14 protein-coding genes and 2 tRNA genes are annotated in these 18,272 nt (G+C 70.4%); 6 read left to right on the top strand and 10 right to left on the bottom strand.

The window, feature by feature from the left end; all coding sequences use genetic code 11:
• The first annotated feature begins 42 nt into the window (after positions 1-42).
• Complete coding sequence (locus IT371_27350) at positions 43-1,146, top strand: response regulator (protein MCC6751398.1); 1,104 nt, start codon at positions 43-45, stop codon at positions 1,144-1,146.
• Between the two features lie 57 nt (positions 1,147-1,203).
• Here the strand turns inward: IT371_27350 and IT371_27345 are convergent, their stop codons facing one another.
• From IT371_27345 to IT371_27335, 3 genes are all read right to left on the bottom strand, one after another.
• On the bottom strand, positions 1,204-1,437 hold the full coding sequence (locus tag IT371_27345) for a hypothetical protein (GenBank protein ID MCC6751397.1): 234 nt from the start codon (positions 1,435-1,437) through the stop codon (positions 1,204-1,206).
• 226 nt (positions 1,438-1,663) lie between these two features.
• Complete coding sequence (locus IT371_27340) at positions 1,664-2,128, bottom strand: PEGA domain-containing protein (GenBank protein ID MCC6751396.1); 465 nt, start codon at positions 2,126-2,128, stop codon at positions 1,664-1,666.
• 63 nt (positions 2,129-2,191) lie between these two features.
• The gene (locus IT371_27335; protein ID MCC6751395.1) at positions 2,192-2,947 is read right to left on the bottom strand and encodes a hypothetical protein; all 756 of its coding nucleotides are present in this window, start codon (positions 2,945-2,947) and stop codon (positions 2,192-2,194) included.
• Positions 2,948-3,367: 420 nt separating this feature from the next.
• Here IT371_27335 and IT371_27330 point away from each other — a divergent pair, with 420 nt between their 5' ends.
• Positions 3,368-5,215, top strand: a complete 1,848-nt coding sequence (locus tag IT371_27330; protein ID MCC6751394.1) for a PilZ domain-containing protein — start codon at positions 3,368-3,370, stop codon at positions 5,213-5,215.
• A gap of 59 nt (positions 5,216-5,274) precedes the next feature.
• Here IT371_27330 and IT371_27325 read toward each other — a convergent pair whose 3' ends face one another.
• The 4 genes from IT371_27325 to IT371_27310 all read right to left on the bottom strand — a co-directional run bounded on the left by IT371_27325 (position 5,275) and on the right by IT371_27310 (position 7,675).
• A complete protein-coding gene (locus IT371_27325; GenBank protein MCC6751393.1) occupies positions 5,275-6,414 on the bottom strand; it encodes a hypothetical protein in 1,140 nt (379 codons plus the stop codon).
• Between the two features lie 72 nt (positions 6,415-6,486).
• Positions 6,487-6,558, bottom strand: a tRNA-His gene (locus tag IT371_27320).
• A gap of 79 nt (positions 6,559-6,637) precedes the next feature.
• Positions 6,638-6,714, bottom strand: a tRNA-Arg gene (locus IT371_27315).
• A gap of 133 nt (positions 6,715-6,847) precedes the next feature.
• Positions 6,848-7,675: a hypothetical protein gene (locus tag IT371_27310; protein MCC6751392.1), complete on the bottom strand. Its 828-nt coding sequence runs from the start codon at positions 7,673-7,675 to the stop codon at positions 6,848-6,850.
• A 212-nt stretch (positions 7,676-7,887) separates the two neighbouring features.
• Here IT371_27310 and IT371_27305 point away from each other — a divergent pair, with 212 nt between their 5' ends.
• The 3 genes from IT371_27305 (at position 7,888) to IT371_27295 (ending at position 11,430) form a co-directional block, all read left to right on the top strand.
• Positions 7,888-9,021, top strand: a complete 1,134-nt coding sequence (locus IT371_27305) for a radical SAM peptide maturase, CXXX-repeat target family (GenBank protein MCC6751391.1) — start codon at positions 7,888-7,890, stop codon at positions 9,019-9,021.
• Positions 9,022-10,055: 1,034 nt separating this feature from the next.
• A complete protein-coding gene (locus IT371_27300) occupies positions 10,056-10,343 on the top strand; it encodes a CXXX repeat peptide modification system protein (protein ID MCC6751390.1) in 288 nt (95 codons plus the stop codon).
• Positions 10,344-10,431: 88 nt separating this feature from the next.
• Positions 10,432-11,430 (top strand): hypothetical protein, encoded by a 999-nt coding sequence (locus tag IT371_27295; GenBank protein MCC6751389.1) that lies wholly within the window; start codon positions 10,432-10,434, stop codon positions 11,428-11,430.
• Positions 11,431-11,443: 13 nt separating this feature from the next.
• Here the strand turns inward: IT371_27295 and IT371_27290 are convergent, their stop codons facing one another.
• The 3 genes from IT371_27290 to IT371_27280 all read right to left on the bottom strand — a co-directional run bounded on the left by IT371_27290 (position 11,444) and on the right by IT371_27280 (position 16,089).
• Positions 11,444-12,625 (bottom strand): hypothetical protein, encoded by a 1,182-nt coding sequence (locus IT371_27290; protein ID MCC6751388.1) that lies wholly within the window; start codon positions 12,623-12,625, stop codon positions 11,444-11,446.
• 384 nt (positions 12,626-13,009) lie between these two features.
• Complete coding sequence (locus IT371_27285) at positions 13,010-15,232, bottom strand: hypothetical protein (GenBank protein ID MCC6751387.1); 2,223 nt, start codon at positions 15,230-15,232, stop codon at positions 13,010-13,012.
• A gap of 107 nt (positions 15,233-15,339) precedes the next feature.
• Positions 15,340-16,089: a hypothetical protein gene (locus IT371_27280; GenBank protein MCC6751386.1), complete on the bottom strand. Its 750-nt coding sequence runs from the start codon at positions 16,087-16,089 to the stop codon at positions 15,340-15,342.
• Between the two features lie 383 nt (positions 16,090-16,472).
• Here IT371_27280 and IT371_27275 point away from each other — a divergent pair, with 383 nt between their 5' ends.
• The gene (locus IT371_27275) at positions 16,473-18,179 is read left to right on the top strand and encodes a hypothetical protein (GenBank protein MCC6751385.1); all 1,707 of its coding nucleotides are present in this window, start codon (positions 16,473-16,475) and stop codon (positions 18,177-18,179) included.
• Positions 18,180-18,272 lie beyond the last annotated feature (93 nt).

Here is an 18,272-nt window from a genome sequence, read left to right as displayed (position 1 = left end):
GCGCTTGCGCTTTGCGCTCCCTTCCACGATGCTCTGCCCGCCATGCCCCACGAAGCGATCGAGCAGCAGGCGCGACTCTGCGGCGCCATCGCGCGACAGCTCGGGGGCGTGCTCGCGCAGATGCGGGCCCACGCCCGCGAGGGACTCTCCCTGGTGGACGTGGGGGCCGCGGGCGCCGCAGAGCTCGAGGAGGTCGTCGCGCTGGGGGAGCGCGCGCAGGAGATCGTCGACCAGCTCCTGGCGATCGCGGGCAAGCAGCTCCTAGTACGCAAGCGGGTCGCCCTCGTGCCGTGGCTCTCCACCACGCAGAGCGCGCTGGCGCACGAGCTCCCCCACGGAGTCAATCTGACCCTCGAGACCTCCGCCGACGCGCTCGCCGAGGTGGAGATCGACGTCCAGGCCATACGGAGCGTGCTCGCAGAGCTCCTCGGCAACGCGGTGCTCGCGGGAGCCAAGCAGATCCTGCTGGAGCTGGGCGTCGTCGAGCTGGACGCTCGGCTGGCGGGAGAGCTCGACCTGGCGCCTGGCGCGTACTGTCGGCTCGCCGTGCGCGACACCGGCTGCGGCGTTCCCCCATCGATCCTTCCGCGAGTTCTGCAGCCCTTCGTCAGCACGCGCGAGCGGCTGGGGCTCGGGCTGGCCGTGGCCATGGGCACGCTCAGGCAGCACGGCGGCGGCCTCGAGCTGGCGAGCGTGGTGGGGGCGGGGACGACGGTGTCGCTGTACCTGCCGCGTGCGGGCCGCGTCGGTCGAGCGGCGCATGCGACGGGCGAGCAGCACCCGCGCGGCAGCGAGCGCGTGCTGGTCGTGGACGACGAGACGCTCTCGCGCCACGCAGCGGTGCGACTGCTGCGCTCGCTGGGCTACGAGGTGCTGCAGGCCGGCTCGGCGCGCGAGGCGCTCGAGACGCTCGCCGGCCTGGACCGTCCGGTGGACCTGCTGATCAGCGACGTGGTGATGCCGGAGACGAACGGGTTCGAGCTGGCGAGGCAAATTGCGTCTCGCCAGCCCTCCCTTCGTACGCTCTTCACGTCAGGATATGCGGCCGAGATGCTCGAAGGCGCGCCGCCCGATGCACGATTGATCCAGAAGCCCTACACACACGGCGAGCTGGCACGAGCTGTACGGCAAGCTCTCGATCCGTAGCGCTGCGGCCGCGTCCCGCCGGGTGGGCCGGGCGGAGCAACAGCGCGTGCGCCACGCCTACAGGTCGTGGGGACGGACGGTCGCGCGACCGTTGTTCTGCGTGCGGGTCGCGGCGCTGTCCAGCAGCTCGTAGATCTTCTCGCTGAGAGCCGGTACCACCTCGGAGCTGCTCTGCAGGTTCTTCGACTTGATGTACTCCTTGATCTTGCTCGCCACCACGAGAACCTCGCGGTTCGCCGCCGCCGCCTTCTTGCCGCCAGCCTTCGCCTTCGTCTTCGTCGCCTTCGCCATGGGGACTCCTCCTTCTTCTGTCGTGTGAGTTGGCTTCTTCCTGAGGAGGACTGCGTGCTCAGGAAGAACTCTTGTCAGGTATTCGCTCGATCTTGTCAAGACCCCTGGCGCGAGAAAGTGCCCCTCTGAGCCCTTCTGTGGGCATCTTCGGCGCGGCGCGCATCGCGAGGTCGTGGAGGTGCGGCGTGCGATCTCTCTCGCAAGAGATCCGGAACCGCGTCGTGGATCAGTGGATCTTCGCCGGGCTCAGCTTGAAGACGTACGAGCGCGTGACCCGTCGATGGATCCGCGTGCGCAGCAGCATGAAGCGCTTTCCGTGCTGAAGAGTGATGTCGAGCGGCGTGCTGTTGCGGTGCGCGGGGAGGGTGAGCGGCGTCTTTCCGAGGAGCTTACCGCCGTGAAAGACGAGCGCTCCCGGTGGGATGGTGTTGATGGTGACCTTGATCTGTTCCTTCTTCGAGCGGTCGCGTTGCTCGCGCACGTCCCGGGGACGAACGGACCAGAGGGGACCGAGCTTGCCCCGCGGCGTCACGACGCGCAGGCGCGCGAACGGATCCTGCGCGGGGCGCGAGGCCGGGGCGGGCTTCTCCTCGCGCGGGCGTTCGGCCTCGGCCGGCGGATCCTTCGGGTCCTCGGCGTTCAGCGCGAGGGGCCAGGACAGCACCGCCCCGATGAGTAGGTATCGACGCATCGCGGTCACATTCGATCATACGGGGGCAGGGCTGTCAAACGGGAGCGGGCGGGAAGGGGCGCGCTACTGGACGCGATTCCAGCTGGCGGCGAAGCGCGGCTTGAAGGCGCTCTCGCCGATGAGAACCTTGTTCTGGGCCCAGAAGAGCTTGTTCTCGCCCCCATTGGCGCCCTTCGGCAGAGGCCAGGTCAGGTCCCCCTCGTGGTTGTCCACCACGAGCAAGACCACGAGACGAGCTTCCTTGCCGTCCCGCTCGAGGAAGGCGAGACCACTACCGTCCGGGGACCAGCTCAGCGGGCTGATGAGTTGACGCTTGCGCGCCGCCGTGGTGCTGCCGCGAGGCCATACGATGTGATCGTCTACTTTGATGATCGGGCGACGCGTGTCGTTGCTCACGTAGGCCAAGCGCTTGCGCCCGGGCGACCAGACGAAGGAGCGCCCGCGCAACACGCGCACGACCTCGCCCGTGGAGACGGAGTGGACCACGTAGGCGTCGCCCGACTTGTCCGGCGGAGCGACGTACGAGATCTGATCGTCGTCGATCCACTCGAGCTCCGACGGCTGGCCGGGGCGATAGACGGGGAACTCGTTCACCGAGTCGCCACGGAGGTTGCGGACCACCACGAAGGAGAACGCGCCGCCTTCGACGTCGCGACGCGGCTTCGCCTTCACGTAGGCGAAGCGCTGCCCGTCGGGAGCCCACAGCATCTCGTCGCGGCCGACCTCGGCGAGCGCCCACTCGCGGCGTCCTTCTCGCGCGAAGGCCTTCCCTTCACGAAAGAAGACGCGCACGCGCTGCGGGGCGACGACCGATCCCATGGCGTGATCCCGAGTGGATCCTGGCGTTGGGCCCGGCGTGCTGGGTGAGGAAGTGGTAGCGCATCCGCCGAGGAGCCCGGCGAAGAAAATGGAGGCCTTACTCAAACGACGGCTTGCCATTTCGGATGGGTTCATAGTCGCAAATCTCGAGCGGCCGAGTCAACGCGGCAGACGTTTTTTTTTCGCGGAGAGACATCTTTTTCTCTCGTGGCCGATTGGGTCACGCGCGCGCTTTCGACGCGAACGATCTACGTCGCGAACATCATGGCGCTCTTGCGATCGCACGCCGAGAGACACACACGACGGCACACGGCCCGTCGATGTGCCGCGCGAGGGTCAAAAAATTGCCCACCCCACTACCCCTCCATACACTCGAACGCGCACGCCAACGGCGAGGATGCAGCTCATGAGGATGCGGCGATGAACGAGCTCTGGGAGCGACGAGACCACCGCGTGCGCTACCAGGCCACCGTGCGGCTGCTGCCGCCGGGCCAGCAGCGCACCATCTTGGCCGAGGCGAGCAATCTCAGCGCCTCGGGTGTCTTCGTGCAAGCGCCGGAGCTGTGCGACGTCGGGACCGAGCTCCTGTGCGATCTGCCGCTGCCCGACGATCACCTGACCGTGCGAGGGAGAGTGGCCTGGGTGAAGCCCTGGCGCGGCGCGGAGCAGGTCCCCGGCGCGGGGATGGGGATCCAGTTCATCGACCTGTCCGACGGTGACGAGCGTCTGTTGCGGCGGCTCGTGGGGCCGATGCGCGAGGAGAACCAGTCGGTCAAGGTGTGGTTCGAAGGGATGTCGCAGCCCGTTCGCGCGCAGGCCGTGAGAACCGGCGACGGCATTCGCTTGCGGACGGTGCTGCCCTTTCTGCGGCTGGACTCGGCGGTGCGCGTGGCGTTCGGCGAGGGGGACAGCGCGGTCGAGGCCGAGCAGTTCGGCGTGCTCCACGGTGTCGCGCTCGAGGCGCGCGCCCCGCACGACGTGCCGAGGCTGCAGGTCGATCTGTCCTTGCCGCTCCGCACGGCGCAGCACGCCGACGCCGAATCCGTCAGCGAGGACGAGGACGCGGACCTCGCCGAGTGGCAGTCGGAGCGGACGCCCACGATGCAGTTTCAGGTGGCGCGGGAGCCCATCGCGCCCGTCGTGGCCGAGCCGGCGCCCGTGACCGACGAGCCGATGCTCCTCGTCACGCACAAGAGCTCGTCGAATCCGGGGGTCGCGGCGGCGGGCTCCATCGAGCTGAAGGCGTGCGTGGACCTTCCTGCGGTGGAGACGTCGTCGGTCGAGGTGGCCGAGGTCGAGGACGCTTCCGACACGCTGGTGAGTCAGCGGCGGTCGGCGCTCGCCGAGGAGGTTTCCGCGCGCCCCGTCGGTCCACCGCCGCTCAGCGAGCCCGTGATTCCGATCTACGAGGACCCGCCGCTCTCGGCGGCCGAGTACGGGCGCTACGGCGAGTTCTGGGAAGAGACCGAGGCGCCGCGTCGCCGCAGTCGCCGTGCGTGGCTCTGGGCGGCGGCGGTGGTGATGGCCGGGATCGCCGTGGCCTCGCTGGTGCAGACCAAGCCGTGGGAGACGGTGGCCGACCGGCTCGAGCAGGGACAGGGGGAGACGCTCTCGGCGGTGGACGTGGATCCGTTGCGTTCGACGGCGTCGGGGGCGGCTCCGACCATCGTGCGCGTGCCGGCCAAGGAGGACCCGCAGCCGGCGGCTCAACCGGCCCCCAAGGCGGTGGAGGCCCCTGTCGCGGCGGCGGCCGCCGCCGAGGCCAGCGCCGAGGACAGGCCCGACGACGCCCCGGAGGAGCCCGCCGCGCCGAGCGTTGTCGCCCCCAAGGAGGTCGCGTCGAAGGCGACGGCGGGGAAGACCCTGCAGCCCAAGGCTTCCCCTGCGGCGAAAACGGACAAACACGCTAAAGCAGTAAAAGCCGCGAAAGCTGTAAAAGCTGTCGCTCCGGCGTCGCGCCATCCCGTCGTCACGGTCGACGGGAGCCGTGCCGTGGTGACCATCCCGGTGAAGGGGTCGCTCGAGGGAGCCAAGCACTACCGGCTCGCGTCACCCGAGGGGGTCGCGATCAACCTGCCCCAGGGCGAAGCCGGCGTCCCCGTCGGCAACTACGCCCTGCAGAAGGGCGGCTACCGCCTGGTGTGGGTGCGCAAGCGGCCCGAGGGAGGGGCGCACCTCCGCGTCTTCTTCGCGGGGACGAAGGGCGAGTGCGAGGTGAAGCTCGAGAAGGGGCTCGTCCGCGTCATCCTCGCGCCGACGGCGAAGTAGGCCGACGGCGAAGTAGCCCGCCGCATCCCTGCCCGCCCGCCGCGCTCGTTCGGCTTGCCCTACATCTCGTGGCCGCTGCCCGTCTCGAACTGCGAGGCCTCGGCGGAGATCTTGTTCGTGAGCTTCATGAGCTGCGCGGCGGCCCGGGAGAAGCGCGGGCCTCCCTGCGCGTCGGTGGCGCCGAGGGCAGGGTCGCTGTTGCCCGTGCCGCGCGTGCGCTGCTTGAGCAGGGCGCACTCCTTGAGGTCGGTGGCCATGATGTTGTAGGCGTTGACGCCGCCTCCCACGTCGGTGTCGTGCCCGAGCTGGAGCGTGTGGCCGACCTCGTGCACGAAGGTCGAGACGAGCGCCTCCTCGAGACTCACCGCCGGAGGATTGGGCAGGTTGCAGGTGGGGAAGAGCTTCTGCAGGTTCCCCGAGTAGATCAGCACGCCGGCCTTGTTCGGCCCGGCCTGGGTGGAGCCGACCGTCTCGCCGCCGCGGGCCGCCGAATCGGGGCGCTCGGCCACGAGCATCACGTGCACCATCTCGGCGTGCGCCACGGAGGAGAGGCTCGCGCCCGGGCCGTGCGCGCCGAGGTAGTCCATGCGGGCGTTCACGTCGGCGGCCAGGTTCGAGACCGGCAGGTCGCGCTCGTCGACGTAGACGTGGGCCGCGATGCCGGGCTTGCCGTCGGGATTTGCGAGGTCGACCGCGGCGTAGGCCTCGACGAACTCGGCGAGCAGGGTCGGGGAGGGGCCGAAGCCCTTCTGGTAGTCGAGCTCGATCACGAGATCCCTGTGCGTCGGGCTCGGCCGGGCGTTCTCCGCGGTGGCGGGCACGCGGTAGAAGCCCCACTCCTGCTGCGCGGTCAGGCCGTCTTTGTCGTCGTCCTCCTGTCCGTCGGGGACGCCGTCGCCGTCGCTGTCCTTCTTGGTCGGGTTCAGCCCGAAGAGCTGCTCGAAGCCGTCCGGCAGCCCGTCGCCATCGCTGTCCTTGGTCGGGTCGATGGGGGCCGCGTCGGGCGGGCGTGGGCCGCCGTCGCGCCGCGCCCCGTCGGCGAGGCGGGAGTCGCCCGGCAGGCCGGCCTCTCCCGGCGGTCCGCCGCCTTCCTCGCGGCCGGCGTCGGTGAGGCCCCCGTCTCCGCTCCGCTGGGGCGAGCCTTCACAGGCCGCGAGACACAGGACCGAGGCGAGGGCGACGGCGATCGGCGCGTTCATGACGGCATTGTATCGCGAGCCCTCAAAAAACGAGCGGCCAGCCCTTCTGGACTGGCCGCTCTGCGCGACGGGGGTGAGCGATGGGGATTGAACCCACGGCACCCGGGGCCACAACCCGGTGCTCTACCACTGAGCTACGCCCACCACATCTCTACTGCGTTCTACTGCTATTCACTGCCGTCTACTGCTATCGACCGCGACGTAACCGCGTCCGCGCCGGAGGTGGTACGCCTGGCAGGACTCGAACCTGCGACCCTCGGCTTAGAAGGCCGATGCTCTATCCGGCTGAGCTACAGGCGCGCAACGGAATCGACGACCTGATACGACGTTTCTCCGTGCGGCCCGCCACCCCGGTGGCGCGCGCGCAGCAGTATGACGATCGGCGGGGGACGGGTCAAGGGTCGAGTACGCGAACGGGGGACAGCTCCCCTGCTCAGTCCGCGAAGAGGGCGTGGCAGCGGGCGCAGAGGCGGACGAGCGCGTCGTAGACCTTGGCCCGCTGCTCGACGGTCTTGGCGGCGCCGGCCCGGCGCCCCACCTTGTGCACCTCGTCGGCGAGGACGCTCGCCTCCTTGCCGGCGCTCTTGGGGGGGATCTCGTGCGACTTCAGCGGCTCTTCGGCGAGCACCGCCGTCGCCGTCTTCCAGGCGTAGTCCGACGGACCGACGAGCCCTTCCCAGAGGCGAGACATGGCCCACGCGTGGCGCGCCATGTGGCTCTTGCGGTCCTTCCCCTCGGGAGGCACGGTGCCGAGGGGGAAGTTGACCTCCGTCTTGGTCTGACGGTGGCAGCCGCCGCAGGTGGCACCGAGCTCCGCGACGGCGCTGGCGGCCTCGGCCACGCTCTTGGCCTTGCCGGCGCGAACGGCGGCCTCGCGCATGGCCTTCAGCCGCGGCTGCCACGGTTCGGGCGCCTTCTTGCTCTCCATCTGGTCGTCGGCCAGGGCCTTCGACGGCGCTGCCAGGCCATCCAGCCGGCCGGCGATCACGGCGTTTCTGAGGGTCGTCGCGGCGCCGAAGTGGCCGCGCATGTGCTCGGCCAGGGAATCGGCGCGCGCGTCGGCACCACCGTGCTCACCCGCCGGCGCTGCATCGGGGCTCGCCTTTTCCGCCGCGGGAGCGGGTTTCTTGGCCGCGCTCTGCTTCTCGGGCGTCTTCGTGGGGTCCGGATTCGGAGCGGTGGGTTCCTTGCAGCCGACCGCCCCCGCGGTGGCTGCGATCGTCCAGCATACGAGCCATCGACGTCGATTCAGGTGCTTCATGGTCCTCTCGGCAACGTGGGGGCGCCCAGTGTAGCCGCCGGGAGGCTCCGAGGGCAACGGAGGCCGTGCGGGGGGCCGACCCGGAGGCGGACGAGGGACCGCCGCTGACGAGGGACCGCCGCTTGCCGGCGGGGTGTCCGTGCGACAAGATGGTTCGGGCCCGCAAGCGAGCGGGCTCTGCCGCCCAAGCCAACGCGGGAGTACGAAGCGCGATGCTGGCGACCAAGAAGGTCATCACCCTCATCCTCACCGAGGACTGCAACTTCTCCTGCGGCTACTGCTACCTCGTGCACAAGAACAAGGAGCGGCGCATGCCGTTCGAGGTGGCGCGCGCCGCCATCGACTACGTGCTGACGCACGACGACCTCTTCTGGGAGGACGAGGTCATCTGGGAGTTCATGGGTGGCGAGTCGCTCCTCGAGGTGGACCTGGTCGAGCAGTTGATCGATTACATCCGGCAGCGCACCTTCGAGCTCGACCATCGGTGGTTCGCCGGGTCCACCTTCAGCATCTCGTCGAACGGGGCGCTCTACCACACGCCGAAGGTGCAGCGGCTCGTCGAGCGCCATCGCGACTCGCTCGAGATCATGATCACCGTGGACGGCCCGGAGCACGTCCACGACGCGGAGCGCGTGACGGCGCGAGGCAAGGGCACCTACGCCCAGGTGGTGGCGAACGTGCCTCTCTGGCTGCGGCAGTTCCCGAACGCCTCGACCAAGGTCACCCTGGCGCGCAAGAACCTGTCCTTCTTGGCCGAGTCGGTGCTCCACCTCTTCTCGCTCGGCATCAAGACCATCAACGCCAACGTGGTCTTCGAGGACGTTTGGGAGCCGGGGGACGACGTCCTCTTCGAGGAGCAGCTCGACCGGCTGGCCGACGCGATGCTCGAGCGGCGCCTCTACCGCGACTACTCGTGTTCTCTCTTCGACGAGACGATCGGACGCCCGCTCGATCCCGAGGTGGACAACCTCAACTGGTGCGGGGCGGGCAAGATGCTCGCCATCGATGCGGCGGGGAACTTCTACCCGTGCAACCGCTTCCTCGGCTTCTCGCTCACCCGGCGCGAGGCGCGCACCGTCGGTAACGTCGCGGAGGGCCTCTCGCTCAACCGCGTGCGCCCCTTTCTGGCCTTGACCCGCTCGACGCAGAGCGACGCGAAGTGCGTCTCGTGCGAGGTCGCATCGGGGTGCGCGTGGTGCCAGGGGCACAACTACGACTGCGCTGACACGCCGACGATCTACCAGCGCGCGACCTACATCTGTCTGATGCACCAGGCGCGGGTGCGGGCGAACCGTCGCTACTTCGCGCGGCGGGCCGAGCTCGACGGGTCGGGGCCCGGGGCGTGATGCGTTCGCTGGTGGTGCTCCTCGGAGGGGCGGCTCCCTCGTTCTGCTACTACCCGAGCCCGGGGGGCGCGTCGGCGCAGCCGATGTCCGACGAGGTCTTCGGCGCCGTCCTGGCCTTCGCCAAGGAGCGGGGGCTGGCGCTGCAGCTCGTCGCGGGCGTCGAGGGTCTGAGCGACGCACGGCGGGCGCTGCTCGACGGGCGCGAGGTCGTCTGCTACGTCCCGGCCGGCGCGCGCGCGCTGGCGCCGGAGGACGTGCCGGTCGTCGAGCTGACCGTCGACGGTGGCGACGCCATTTCCCGCCTGAGACCGGGTGAGCACGAGCTCGCCATCCTGCGCGTCCCGAGGACCGGGCTGGCGGGCTGGCCCGAGGCCTTTCGGGCGCTCGGCGCGCGCGTGCAGCGCGTGGTGCTGGTCTTGCTCGATCAGGACGCGTGGAGCGAGGCGGAGCTCGCGTGCCACGCGGAGGCGCTCGCCGAGGTGCGCCGCGCGTGCGAAGGGGAATACCTGGCCGGGCGCTGGACCGAGCTGAGCGCGCTCTCGGACCGCCTGGTCCTGCAGGAGCCCGTCGAGTGCGGGGCCGGCCTCGACCACCTGACGGTGGACCCCGAAGGGGGATTGCACCTCTGCCCCGGCTTCGCCCTCGACGGCGCGCCGGCGCTGGGGCAGCTCGGTGACGAGCCACGCCTGCCGAACCGTCGGCTGCTCGAACGCGCCGCGGCGCCCATCTGCGCCCTCTGCGACGCGTATCATTGTCGTCGCTGCGTGTACCTCAACCGTCGCGCCACGCTCGAGCTGAACACGCCGCCGTGGCAGGTCTGTCGGGCCGCCCACCTGGAGCGCGAGAGCTCGCGACAGCTCCTCGAGGCGCTGAAGGAGCACGGGCGCATGACCGACCTCCCGAGCATTCCGTTCGTGTCGTACGAGGAGCCGTTCGAGAAGCTGACCAACCGCAAGATGCGGCAACCGCGGGCCCCGCGCGAGGTCGTCGCGGCGACGCAGGCGGCGGCCTGTGCAATCGACAAGGAGCAGGCGATGGCCAAGAAGCTCGTGGGACGGGTTTCCCCCGAGGAGCGAGACGAGGTTCGGGAGCTCTTCCAGCGCAAGACGGCGCTCGGAGAGCTCTTTCTCGCGCTCGGCAAGATGGACGCGGAGACGCTGGCGAAGTCGCCCCTCTACGAAAAGGCCGTGCGCGACATGGGGGGCGTGAGTGTGCGCTTTCAGCAGTGGTGGGAGGGAATGGCCCGGAAATACGGCTGGGAGGGGAAGGACGGGGGGAACTGGTCGATCGACTTCGACTCGTGCGACATCTACCTCGAGTGAGGTGCGAGGCGGCGAAGAGCTCTCTTTCGTTGAGCGCCGGAGAGGACTCCCGTAGCATGGAGAGTGGCGTGTCGCGCGGGATGAACCGATGTCCGTGAAGAAGCCGTCCGACAGAGAAGGCGCCTCCGACGAGCGAGCGACAGCGCGCGTCGAGCGGCGACAGGTGCTGCGGTACCTCGGCGGCGTGGGGTTCGTCTTCCTCGCGCGCTGCGCCGGGGACGGGAAGTACGAGCAGTCGCCCGACGCCGAGACGGCCACCTTTCGCGACGCGGGACGCACCGACGGGCGCGGAGACGGTGCGTCTGGCGGGGACGGTGCCGGGGACTCGGCGGCGCCCGGTGACGGCGCGAGCGCCGATAGCGCGCTCACCGATGGGCCGCGCCCCGATCGCGGGCTGCGGGATGCGACGAGGGCCGATGCACCGCGACGCGACGTCGGGACGACCTGCGGGGCGAGCTGCACCGGGAGCTGCACCACGGCCTGCGGCGGGAACTGCACCGGGAGCTGCACGACGGCCTGCGGCGGGAACTGCACCGGAAGCTGCACCACGGCCTGCGGCGGGAACTGCACCGGGAGCTGCACGACGGCCTGCGGCGGGAACTGCACCGGGAGCTGCACGACGGCCTGCGGCGGGAACTGCACCGGAAGCTGCACGACGGCCTGCGGCGGGAACTGCACCGGAAGCTGCACGACGGCCTGCGGCGGGAACTGCACGGGGAACTGCAGCGGAAGCTGTTCCGGAGGGTGCCAGGGCAACTGTCAGGGAACCTGCTCCGGAGGCTGTCAGGGCAACTGCCAGGGCGGTTGCGGCGGGACGTGCTCCGGAGGGTGCCAGGGGAGCTGCGGTTCCAACTGCTCGGGCGGCTGCAAGGGGGCCTGCACCGATCAGTGCTCGGGGACGAACTGCCACTGCGCCTCGGGGTGCAGCGGGAGCTGCTGCGGCAAGTGCAACCTGTGGTGCAGCAGCAACTGCCAGGGGGCGGTGAACGCGGCGGCCTTCCCGGCGCGGCACCGCGCGAGCGCCTCGGCCACCCTCGGCGCGAGCTATCGCTGCACGCCCTCCTCGGTGAAAGCGCGACCGCAGTAGCGACGCGGGCCCGCTAATTACCTAGGCGCGAGTCCACCGTCCGCCCCGTGGCGAAGACCGCGTCCGTCAGGCCGCCGCCGCCGTAGAAGGCGAACTGCACCGCCGAGCCCTCCCACCAGAGCTTGCCGTAGACCTGGCCGAGGAGCGTGCTGCCGGCGCGGACGTTGACCCAGACGTGGCGTACTAGCTGCGAGCACCAGAGGGTGTTCGTCGGCACTCCCACGTCCAGCTCGACGAAGGAGCTGCGCTTCGCGGTGGCGAAGAGGCGCCGACCGGAGCTCCTCGGGTTGTGGAAGCGCGAGAGCTCGCCGCACTGATCCGAGTAGCGTACCTCGAGGTCGAAGAGCTCGTTCGAGCTGCCGAGGTCCACGAGGAAGCGCGCGTCGTAGGTCGGCTTCGTCACGGCGCTCACCTCCGCCCGTCGCGCGGGCAGCTCGCCGATGCCGATCAGGTCGAGCGCCACGAAGGCCCTGCCGCCGCGCGGGTAGGTGCCCTCGCTCGTCGAGCCGTCCTTGTTGGGCGTGTCGAGCCAGGTCTTGGCCCACACGTGGCCGTCCCGCGGCGTCTCGTAGGTGTTGAGCCAGAGCCGGTCGAGGCAGACGGGCGTCGGCGCCGTGGCGAGGGCCGCGAGCACGCTGCCGTCGGTCCCCGCCGTCTCGCGGAGGTTCACGTTCGGCCAGAGCGTGTAGGCCGGCAGGCCGTCCTTGATGCCGATGTTGTCGCCCGGGCAGGTCTCGCTCGGCTCGGACTGGCCCGGCGTGCAGCCGAGGACGTTCCCGCGGCGGCAGGTGGGGCGGGCCCCCAAGCGGTAGCCCTTCCCGAGGTCGGCCTCGGCCAGGTAGACCGACGACTCGCCGAACTCCAGCCGATGGTAGGCCGCGAGGCGATACTTCGCGCCCTGGATGGTGGTGGTCTTGCGATCTACGCAGAGCTCCTCGCCGTAGAGCGCCTTCGTGGTCTGCAGCGCCGGCCCCTTCGTGGCGTCGTAGTAGTAGATCGGCGCGCGGGAGGCGGCCCAGCGCTTCTCCCCGCCGGTGATGAGGACCGAGAGGGAGTCCACCGCCACGTCGCAGCTCGTCGACGCCGCGCCGCTCGCCTGCCGCGCCCCGTCGGGCGAGAGCTCCTCTCCGCCGCAGGCGGCCAGGCTGGCGACCATCAGGCCGGAAACGATCAGGGTGCGATGACCTCGTCGCATGGAACGTGCTCCTCGGCCCGCGGCTCTCGCGGCGGGCGTTGCTGCGGTGTACGCGCGTGAGACGGCGCCAGTGCAAGCCGGGCACCAACGCCTGGCGCCTTCACCGGCAGGGGCAAGCGGGCGCGCGGCGGAGGGGCGGGCGGCCGAAGTTGGCGCAAGACTTGGCCCTCGCGCGGGGGACGTCCCGTGGGGCCCGCGGAACGCGTAAGGTGCCCCGGGCGAGAGGCTGGCGCCTGCGACGGTCGGGCGACCGAGATCGAGAGGGCGGGGATCCCTCGGCCCGGCAGGGTGGCGTCTCGACGCGTGGCCGCGCAGGTCAGGGGCGTGGCCGCTGGAGTCCTCCGATGCGCGCGCGCGAGCCCCTCGCGGTGCCCGTGTCGGTCGCTACTTGATGCAGAGCGTGTGGACCCAGATCTTGATGCTCGCGGTGGCCGTGCGGGCGAAGTCGTCCTTGCCGCTGAGCGTGATCGTGTGCTCCGTCCAGGGGGCGCAGTTGCCGGTCTTCGTGGTCTGCACCGCCGCGGTCAGGCTGGCGCCGAAGCCGAGGGCTCCTTGCACCGAGGAGCTCCAGCTGAACTGCATGTTCGGCGAGCCGCTGGCGAGGAAGGTCACGGGCGCAGTGCTGGCCTGATACGAGCCCGTGTCGTAGACGCTCCCGCCCGACGGCCCGAGGATCGTGACGCTGGCCGGCGTCGTCGGCAGCTGTTTCTCGACGATGATGCTGATGCTGGCCTTCGCCTCTTGCCCGCCGAGGCCGGTGCCGACGAAGTCGATCGTGTGTTTCCCCGTGGTGTCGAAGCTCACGGACCCCGACGAGCCCGTGGCCATCTGCGTACCGTCGATCAGCCACCGCAGCTTGCCCTCGGGGATCGGCTTGCCGGTCGTCGGATCGTACGACGACCCCGACAGCGCCACCGCGCTCGACGTATAGAACGAGGTGCCGTTGACGGGAGTCAGGATGTTCACCTGCGGCGCGAGCGGTTCAGCGATCTCGTAGGTCACCCACTTCACGTCCTGCACCACGTTGCGGTCCTCGATCTGATAGAGCTTCACGGCGAAGTGCGCGCTCTTGCCCGTCGCGGGTGATTGATCGAACTGCCCCGACACGTAGCTGCTGAGCGAGTGCGCCGGCACGGTGATGGTGTGTATCTTCTCCACGGATCCCGCGCCGTAGGTCTCGCCCGAGAGCTCGGCCACCGTCTTGTAGCTCAGCTCGACGTTCGTCACGTTGGCGATGCGGTACTTGTAGAGGAAGGGGAGTGGGCGGAGCGCCTTCTCCTCGCCGCCGCCGAGGTCGGACTTGAAGTAGTAGCCCTTCACGTGCGGCTTGCGACCGTCCCAGGCCAGGCTCGCGGTCGCGCCGCCGGGGCCCCCGCCGGTGCCGTAGCGCAGGTCTCCAGGGCCGATCACCACCGAGCCCGAGCGCCTCTCTTTGGCCTTGATGGGCAGATCGGTGATCAGCACCGTGGCGAGCTTGGTCTTGTACGAGGGCTTGGGCGGAGTGCCCGACTCTTCGGTGCCGCGCCAGTTCTTATGCACCTCGAGCCAATCGAACTTGTGCGCCACGTAGCCGTTCGAATCGTGGACGAACATGCCGAACTCGTCGCTGCCCACGGCCACCATCGCGTGGCCCGCGAAGTCGCGGAAGAGCCCCAAGGGCTTGCGCGGCACGCCCGCCGCCGCGTCGCCCGCGTTGATGTTGCGCACGTAGCTCAGGAAGGCCGGAAAGCGGTTGGTCTTCGGCTCGGGGCCTTCGAGGACCATGTCCAGATCCCAGACCTTCTGCAGCCAGTGGCCCTTGGCGCCCACCCAGTCGAGCTCGTCGGACCCAGCGCCCGACTCGCCGGCCTGGCCGGTCTTGCCGGCGATCTGCCAGTTGGCGAGAGCCGTGGTGTTGCCAAAGGTCGTGTTCAGCGGCTCGAGCTCCTCGGCGAAATCATAGAAGCGCAGCAGCGCCGAGAGCGCCGTGGGTACGCACCACGGGTGGCCGCCTTGCCAGTACCAGGGCACCTGCACGAACTCGTCCTCAGTGGGTTTGGGCCGCGGAGCGAGAGAGCCCAGCAGCCAGTATCTCGTGCCCGGAACGGTGTAGTCGTACGAGATGAAGATCTCCGGCCCGTCGGCCTTTCCGGCGCGGCCCTTGTGCAGGTAGGTCACGGCCGGGTGCTCGTCCGATTCGGCGAGGATCACATCCTGCACGTCGGCCGGCTGCGTGGCGAGGGAGAGGGTGAGGACCGCGGGTGCAAGAAAGCGCGGCGCGTCGCCGCCCCCCACCGCCTTCAGCGTCACGCTGAACGCGCTGCCGAGCGGACGCAGCGGGTCCTCGGGGTGCTTGGCGGGCGTGCCGTGGTCGGCGAGCGTCACCACGGCGTCGCCCGAGAGCGCGTTTGGCGGGATGGCCAGCGTCGCCCCTTGCGCGCGCACAGTGCCCCCCGCGGAGGCGCTCACCTGTGCCGTGGTCTCCACCGCCGATCGTCCGTCGACGGCCGGACCGCCGTCGGTGACGGGTCCGGTCGCGGCATCCGTGGTCCCCGAGGGGCTCGAGCTGCAGCCGACGAGCCAGCTCGCCATGACGATCGACAGCAGACCCCGCGCATTGGCTCCCATGCGTGCCTCGCTTTCCTCGCTCGTGAGATGACGAGCCTGGTAGCACGGCGGCGCGCGGACGCGAAGCAGAAGGTGCGGCGGCGAGCGGGGGTCTCGAAGCGGGCCCCCTAGCGCAGGACGGTGACCAGGCCGGCTTCACCCGGCAGGCTCGGGATGTTCTCGAGGAGCAGCGCGGCGAGCCCCCGAGCGTCGATGCGCTCCGGACCCGCGGCGAACGAATCCAGATACCAGTACTTGCCGCGCTCCTCGGCGGGGGTGACCCCCGTGAAGTGATTGTTCGACATCATGTAGAGCAAGCGGAAGGGACGCGCGGACAGGCTGGTGAGCAGGGGCGCGGGCCCGCTCGCCTGGGTGAGCTGGCAGGTCTCCGCGCTGAGGCCGGCGTAGGTGGCCAGGTAGCCGTTGAGGTCCAGATTCGAGAGCCACTCGTAGGCCGCGCGGGGTCGATCCTTGCGCGCCTCGCGGGCCGTGTTGACGGCCGTGCGGACCGCCGCCATCGTCGTGTGCGGCACGGTGATGCCCAGCATCTGCATGCTGTTCAGGAGGAGCGCGGGGCCGCAGTCGTGTCCGTTGCGCTGGCGCGTCCAGCGAATCGTGCGCGTGGGCTCCGGCGTGGAGGCGCCGCCCGCCGCGGGGAGCGTCTCGCGGGCCACGATCGTGAGCTCCACGGTGGGTCGCCTGTGGAGCCTTCCCCGAGTGCGCTCGAAGAGCTGCCGGACCAGCGAGGGATTCCCGTCGGCGCCCTTCGCGAGGGCGGGCCGCACCGGAGCGACGAGCGCGAGCAGGAGCCCTCCGACGAGGGAGGCGAGCGCGACGGAGAGAGCGGGGCGAGCAGTGGCGGAGCGAGCGTGGACCATGGCGTCACCTGGCCCTTAGCAGGACCCGTACCATGGCCTAACTCGTTGGATCGTCGACGGTGAGGCGCGATGCGCTGGGGGCGCGAGACCCGGCCGGGCGGCGACCCGAGCCGGTGCGGTGCAAACGGGGAGCGGCAGGAGGACGATTCCGCCGCTCTTCGGAGCTGCGGGGGTGGAGGGTCGACCTCCGTGCGCGCGCTCGACGGCGCATGGGGTCTGCTGACCCGTGATACAGGCCGGGGGAGTGGCCGGGGCCCGCCGTACCGTCAGGGACCGGCGGCCTAGGCGGGTGTGTCGAATCGGCGGTTTAGCTCGCACCGGGGCCCGCGCGGCGCCACACATCCTCCACGAGCGCGGGCACGCGGCTTGCTCAGCTCCGTCGCGTGCGCGCCTGTCCTACGACCCCCGTCTCCCCGCGGATGCGCCGGGTCGTCGCTCTCGTCGCCCTCGTCGCCGCGCTGGGCCTCTGGCTGCCGCACGCGCCGGTCGAGGCCGCCCGGGAGAAGACCGCCCGACGGACCAAGGAGCGGTCTCGCGTCACCGCGCTGCTCGCCGACCCCGCGGCGGCGGGCTTCTTCCTGCAGCCGGTCACCGTGACGCTGCCGAGGGCGCGCCAGGGCATAAACCCCGTGCCGAAGTCGAGCCACGTGGTCGCGCGACGGCCGGGGCTCGACGTGATCAACGTGCTCCTCGTGCGGCGCGGGCCGAACGGCCGCTATACGGTCACGCTGCGCGAACAGACCCGGGCTCCCGAGGCGGAGCGGCGTCGCGACGCTCGTCGGCCGGGGGGGCACCTCTGGACCCTCTCGGACAGCGCCGGCGAGACGCTCGAAGCGCGCCGTGGTGGTGGCGCCGACCTGAGCCGCAAGCTCATGCTGGGGCTCGTGGAGGAGCTGAACCCGGCCGAGCTGGCCGAGGTGGACGTCAAGCACCTCTCGGACGACGGCCTGGGCCGGCTCTTTCGGCGCCTCTTCCGGCCGGTGGCGCGCCAGCAGGGGATGGCCTTCTCTCCCGATCGCAACGCGGGGGTGGCGAACCTGGTCGTGCTCCTCGAGAAGCAGGGGGTGACTCCGCGTGTGAAGCCGGACCAGCTCGCGCCGAGCGGCGAGGTGGCCGAGAACGGCGCGCGCGTCTTTCGGGACCTGCCGCTGGACGAGGCGATCGGCTACGCGCGAAGTGGGCTCCTCACCGACGGACGTACGGCGCTCGCGCTCCTCATCGCCGCGCATCGGTTGAAGGTGCCGCTGCCGCGGAGCCTGGGCGGCACGCCCTCGTTCGTGAAGCGCCATCGGTGGGCGCACGCCCTGGATCCGGATCGCCGACGCGCGGTGGGCGACAGCGCGTTCAGCGAGGTGCAGCTCGCGGCGGGCAAGGAGCTCGAGCGGAGCGAATGGCGCGGCGACGATCTGGCGATCATCGCCCGCCGGTTGACCATGGGGACGCGCGACGGGACGCGGCAGACCTCCGACCCCGCTCCGCACCAGGTGGCCGAGGCGCCCGACCAGGTCTCGGAGCTGCCCGTGGTGCGCGCTCCGGACGGGCGGCTCTACGTCGCCCTCGTGCCGACCTACAGCTCGGGGGTCGCGGCGCGCAAGGAACGCTGGCTGGCGGCCAAGACCGCGCGCCCCGACGGACCGGCCACGGCCACGGTCCAGCTGCGGGGCATCGTGCGCAACGTAGCCGGGTATCGCGCGGCCTGGCTCGAGCTGCCGGGCTTCGGGGGGGGAGGCGAGCGCGGCAACCTGGGCTCCGTGCCGGTCTACGGCGCGGCCATCGCCGACGCGCACGCCGCGTTCACCGGGATGGGCCTCATCCCGACGAGCGGCACCTGGAACGCCGGGAGCTACAACGCGAGCGGCGGCGAGAACAGCTTCCACATGAACCTGATGGTGCGCGAGTACCGGCTCGCGGCCGGGACTACCGTCGAGGGACTCGCCGCGCGAAAGGCCATTCGGCTGATGCCGCTCGACCAGGCTATCGCGTACGCGCTGAAGAACCCGCGCAAGGTCGATCAGATGACGCAGCTTCAGCTCTTCAGCCTCGCCTTGAAGGAACAGGACGGGCGCATCTTCCAGTTCGCCGATCGGTAGTAGCTCGAGCGTCTCGCCGCGAGCTCGCGCCCCGCCCCGCGGCGACCCTCGCAGTGGCCCGACCGGCGGCCCGACCAATAGTCGTTGGATTTT

Source organism: Deltaproteobacteria bacterium, assembly GCA_020848905.1.
In the GTDB taxonomy this organism is placed as follows: Bacteria; Myxococcota_A; Polyangia.
Note: the sequence above shows the minus strand (reverse complement) of the source record. Positions and strands in the feature narration are given on the sequence as shown.

Coding starts and splice junctions, on each gene's coding strand:
- IT371_27330 (MCC6751394.1), top strand. CDS start 3,368: ATGAACGAGCTCTGGGAGCGACGAGACCACCGCGTGCGCTACCAGGCC.
- IT371_27290 (MCC6751388.1), bottom strand. CDS start 12,625: ATGCGACGAGGTCATCGCACCCTGATCGTTTCCGGCCTGATGGTCGCC.
- IT371_27280 (MCC6751386.1), bottom strand. CDS start 16,089: ATGGTCCACGCTCGCTCCGCCACTGCTCGCCCCGCTCTCTCCGTCGCG.
- IT371_27305 (MCC6751391.1), top strand. CDS start 7,888: ATGCTGGCGACCAAGAAGGTCATCACCCTCATCCTCACCGAGGACTGC.
- IT371_27350 (MCC6751398.1), top strand. CDS start 43: ATGCCCCACGAAGCGATCGAGCAGCAGGCGCGACTCTGCGGCGCCATC.
- IT371_27285 (MCC6751387.1), bottom strand. CDS start 15,232: ATGGGAGCCAATGCGCGGGGTCTGCTGTCGATCGTCATGGCGAGCTGG.
- IT371_27310 (MCC6751392.1), bottom strand. CDS start 7,675: ATGAAGCACCTGAATCGACGTCGATGGCTCGTATGCTGGACGATCGCA.
- IT371_27340 (MCC6751396.1), bottom strand. CDS start 2,128: ATGCGTCGATACCTACTCATCGGGGCGGTGCTGTCCTGGCCCCTCGCG.
- IT371_27335 (MCC6751395.1), bottom strand. CDS start 2,947: ATGGGATCGGTCGTCGCCCCGCAGCGCGTGCGCGTCTTCTTTCGTGAA.
- IT371_27325 (MCC6751393.1), bottom strand. CDS start 6,414: ATGAACGCGCCGATCGCCGTCGCCCTCGCCTCGGTCCTGTGTCTCGCG.
- IT371_27345 (MCC6751397.1), bottom strand. CDS start 1,437: ATGGCGAAGGCGACGAAGACGAAGGCGAAGGCTGGCGGCAAGAAGGCG.
- IT371_27295 (MCC6751389.1), top strand. CDS start 10,432: ATGTCCGTGAAGAAGCCGTCCGACAGAGAAGGCGCCTCCGACGAGCGA.
- IT371_27300 (MCC6751390.1), top strand. CDS start 10,056: ATGGCCAAGAAGCTCGTGGGACGGGTTTCCCCCGAGGAGCGAGACGAG.